This is a genomic window from Confluentibacter citreus, from assembly GCF_002807055.1.
Taxonomy (GTDB): domain Bacteria; phylum Bacteroidota; class Bacteroidia; order Flavobacteriales; family Flavobacteriaceae; genus Confluentibacter; species Confluentibacter citreus.
The window spans coordinates 1-4,399 of the sequence record NZ_NIXN01000016.1 but is presented as its reverse complement, the minus strand read 5'-3'; the positions used below and the strand labels follow the sequence as shown (position 1 = coordinate 4,399).

At 31.7% G+C, this 4,399-nt stretch carries 4 protein-coding genes; all 4 read right to left on the bottom strand.

The window, feature by feature from the left end:
* Positions 1–225: 225 nt before the first annotated feature.
* The 4 genes from CDH49_RS15290 to CDH49_RS15270 all read right to left on the bottom strand — a co-directional run bounded on the left by CDH49_RS15290 (position 226) and on the right by CDH49_RS15270 (position 4,268).
* Positions 226–1,212 (bottom strand): type I restriction enzyme HsdR N-terminal domain-containing protein, encoded by a 987-nt coding sequence (locus CDH49_RS15290; protein ID WP_100616400.1) that lies wholly within the window; start codon positions 1,210–1,212, stop codon positions 226–228.
* 183 nt (positions 1,213–1,395) lie between these two features.
* Positions 1,396–1,944 (bottom strand): hypothetical protein, encoded by a 549-nt coding sequence (locus tag CDH49_RS15280; RefSeq protein ID WP_100616398.1) that lies wholly within the window; start codon positions 1,942–1,944, stop codon positions 1,396–1,398.
* A 163-nt stretch (positions 1,945–2,107) separates the two neighbouring features.
* Positions 2,108–3,385, bottom strand: a complete 1,278-nt coding sequence (locus tag CDH49_RS15275; RefSeq protein ID WP_100616397.1) for a hypothetical protein — start codon at positions 3,383–3,385, stop codon at positions 2,108–2,110.
* 130 nt (positions 3,386–3,515) lie between these two features.
* The gene (locus CDH49_RS15270; protein ID WP_100616396.1) at positions 3,516–4,268 is read right to left on the bottom strand and encodes a phytanoyl-CoA dioxygenase family protein; all 753 of its coding nucleotides are present in this window, start codon (positions 4,266–4,268) and stop codon (positions 3,516–3,518) included.
* Positions 4,269–4,399 lie beyond the last annotated feature (131 nt).

Genomic DNA, 4,399 nt, shown 5'->3' with positions numbered 1-4,399 from the left:
CCGTAATTCCACAATCCAATTCCGATTAGAATTAATATTATTCCACTAAATATTATCGTTTTTCTGTTCATTTCTCAAATTGCATACAACGTGTTCGTGTATGGAAAGTTGCGTGTTTGTGGGCGAGGATTTTCCGAAGGAAAATCGGAAGCTGGCAAACAAGCAACAAACTTTGTATTAGCTAAAACTAGCAATTTTTTATACACGGTGTTGGCAACTGGCTTTTTATTTGTCAATCGAAACATAAACTTTTTCAATTCCGAGTTTTTGCCATTCACCATTTCTAAATTCAGGTCTTGACCTTAAGTTTCCTAAAACACCCGAACTTTCACTAAATCTTTGAGCATTCCAAACTCTTTGTTTAGAAGTCCCGTTTTTGAAAAAAGTCGTTATGTAAGCTGTTTTTGTCAATAAAAGTCTGTGTTTAAAATCTGATTCAGACGATGGATTTATTTCGATTGGTAAAATGCCATTCGAGTAATCAATAATTCTTTGTTCTTTGAACTGACTTTTTGGGAATTCCGTTTGAGTCATTTCTGGATTTTTATTTTTTATCTCAATTTTCAATTCTTTAAGAACAGATTCTATTAGCTCTCCGTCATATTCGTTTAAGAAGTCTTGTTTTATTAATTCCGAAATTTTTTCTTGATAACTTTCCGAAAGTATTTTTTTAGTTAAACTTTTATGTTCTTCTATACGGTTTATTTTTTTAAGTCCGTTTAGCGTAAATGCTTTTAATGATTCTTGGTTGAAACTTTCCTTTGCAAATAGTTCGACAAATTTTAATCCTTTTTCATCGTCTTTTATGAACTTAATTGTCTCCAACAAAATTGGGTCATCTTGGTTTGCTAAATCTCCATCATAAAAAATTTGGATTCCTTGTCCAATTAAGATTCCGTATTCGAGTCTTAATTGACGCATATAGGAAAATAGTTGTTGCTGAAATTTTGAATTTAGGGGAATAATTGGTTGTTTAATTTCAATTACAAAGAGTTTTTTATTGTCGGAAGATTTTATCACAAAATCGGGCGTAATTCTATTTGCAGCACCAACTTGAAAAGAAGGTCGAATTTCAATATCTCCAGAATATTCTTTCCAGTCCAAAACTCTTAAAGCTTGGACTACGTTTTGTTCAAAATCATTTTCGCTAATATCAGTCCGAATATTGTCGGATAGTAAAAAGCAGATTTCATTCCATTTTTCGTTATTCATTCTCGGTTTTCTCGGTTTTTTCAGCTTGTTGCCAACGTGTTCGTGTATGGAAAGTTGCGTGTTTGGGGGCGAGGATTTTCCGAAGGAAAATCGGAAGCCGGCAAACGGGCAACGACCTTTGTGCCAGCTAAAACTAGCAATTTTTTATACACGGTGTTGCCACACGTTTTTTATTTCAATTTATTAATTAAAAAATATTTCGTCCAACTTTCCTTTTTTATACGCTTTTAAATATTTTTCGGTCTTTGAGTTAATCGGTACATTATTCTGTTTTTCTCCAATATATTCAAGTAAAATTTTCGCTCCACCAAGTTGAACTTCTCTAACATCGTCTTGTTCACTGTATTTCTGTCCGTCTATTTTTGCACATTTTAAAAGTCGGTCGTGATTTATTTTTTGGTCTAATCCGTAATTAATCATCGCAACTGTATAAAGAAATTGTTGTTGATTTTCATTGGTCAGAGAAGTGAAAAATTCTCCAAAGGTTGGTGTTCCCATTCCAGTATCTCTATTCATCCAAAATCCGACAATTTGTGTTGCAGAAATGAATTCCTTTGATTTTCTGTTTACTGGATTATCAAAGATGTATTCCGTTGCTTTAAATAACAAAGGTTCATAATTTTTATATTCTGGATTTTCGTCCGCTTTCATTTCGTTAAGCGATTCCGATAATTGTCCGAAAACTGCTATTGGTAAAATAAATAATAAAATCAGATGTAATTTTTTGTTCATAGTTTGGTTTTTCAAATGTGTGGCAACGTGTTCGTGTATGGAAAGTTGCGTGTTTGAGGGCGAGGATTTTCCGAAGGAAAATCGGAAGCCGGCAAACACGCAACAAACTTTGGTTTAGCTAAAACTAGCAATTTTTTATACACGGTGTTGTAAAACGTTTTTATTAAATTCTTCTTGTTTTGTAAATTTTATCTTTTTCAATTTCTTTATAATCGAAAATCTCGTTTGTCAATTTGAGTATTTGCAAATCCCAAGTAAAACCGTAAGTTTTTCCTAGAAATCTGCCATTTCGTTTTGTAAATGATAGTTTTAATCTATCTTTTTTTAGAGAAACAAAGCCTAAATAATTTACTTCTTCTTTTGATTTGTTATCAATCTTTGTAAGTCTTACAAAATTTTTAAGTTGAATATCAAATTCAGTTATTAAATGGTCTTTGTAAAAGTATAATTTACTTCCATCTTCGTCTTCATACCAAGCTCCGTTTAGACTTTCAATTTTATACGCTAATCCTCTTTCTTTGGCAGACGGAATTTCATTATTTATTAAATATGAATTTCTAAAGTTATTATTTGATAAGTCAATCGCTTCATTTTTTGTCCATCTTTTTGATTTTGTGATTTCAGATTCAAAAGTATAATACGGATATTTAAAATTTAAAATATTGGAAGTAAATGATTTTATATCCTCGACAACATTTTTTGGATATTTTACTACTTGTTCTTCTGAATAACGTAAAACAATAATTCCATTTTCATTAAACCTTAAGTCTCTTCTAAAATTTACGTAAGAGTCTTTGTTTTTATCATCCTCATCATTTATGTAATGAATAATTTCTCCACTTTCGGCTATGTAAGGTTCATCTATTTCAATATTAATTACTATTCTTAAATTTGAGTGGTTTAGAACTAATAAAAAATCTGGATTACCAATTTCATACTCTTCATCTTCTTGCGGAATGACCAAGTGTTCATCAAAATAAAGAGGTTCTTGAGTGAGAACTTTAACAATCTTCTTGTTTACTAAAACTTTATCTCCAAATTCATTTATTAATTCGTTTCTAAAGATTCTTTCACCAACTCCAGTTTTCAGGTCATCATCGATAAATTTTAAGTCTAAATTTTTTTCAAAAAAAGATTCATACTTTTTCTTGACTTCCTCTGTTGTGTTTTTGTGGAATTGAATAATTTCTTTTCTTACATCAGTTTCATATTTGATTAGATTTTTTTCATAAACATTTCTCTGATTTTTAAATTCTGTTTTATCGTTTTCGTATTTTATTAATTTCCATTTGCTTATACCAAAAAAGAATTCCCAAGTATTTTCAATTTTAGGTTCCTTCGGGAATTGAAGATTAAATGTAGGTTTCTTTGTCTTGATATTTTCCTCATCACACTCATAAAAGAAGTCTGAAATAAAATAGAATGGATAGAAGTTATTCATTAATCTTTAGGTTTCTCTTAAATGTTTTACAACGTGTTCGTGTATGGAAAGTTGCGTGTTTGAGGGCGAGGATTTTCCGAAGGAAAATCGGAAGCCAGCAAACGTGCAACCAACTTTGTGCCAGCTAAAACTAGCAATTTTTTATACACGGTGTTGTGTGCTGGCTTTTTATTTCATAATGTTCTAACCAAGCCAGCGGTTTAGTCAGATTATGTTTATTAAACTCTAAATGTATTACTCGTCTTTTCTTTCCGTTTGTCGTTCTATTCGAAGCATGTAAAGTCAGAGGCTTCATTAACATTGCTCCTCCTTTTTCTACTTCGCAAATATATTCGCTTTCAATATTCCAATCTTTTGAGTCGGCACGAACTATTCCTTTTAGGTGAGATTTCGGGATAACTTTTAACGCTCCGTTATTCTTGTCGGTTTTGTCCAAGTGAATTCGGATTGTTATTGTGTCTTGCAAAATCTCAATTGGTGGTTGAACTCCATATTGTTCTTTTTTAAAAGTCCAATTCGAGTAACTTTCCAAGTCCGCTTTTTTGTCGACTGAAATGCTCAAATCTTGATGATATGCAACAAACCAATTTGATTCGCTCGGTTTGTCAAAATAGATTGCTTTTGTCAGGAAATATTCGGATTCTGAAAGGTCAGTTATTAATTCAGTCAGTTTTTTATTAAATAGCAATTCTCTTAATTCAGGAACATTTTTGATTAATTGCCGAATAGCAAATAAGTCTTTTGTTTTCATAAATGAATTTCCGTCTTGTTCGGTATTTTCAATGCAAGACAAAATTTGACTTATTTCATTGTCCGAATACAAGTTAGATAAAACGGAAAATCCATTTTCTTCAAGTTCTATTTTGTTCCTTTCGTAGTTCATGTTTTCAGCTTGCACACAACGTGTTCGTGTATGGAAAGTTGCGTGTTAGCGGGCGAGGATTTTCCGAAGGAAAATCGGAAGCCAGCAAACAGGCAACCAACTTTGTGCTAGCTAAAACTAGCAATTTTTTA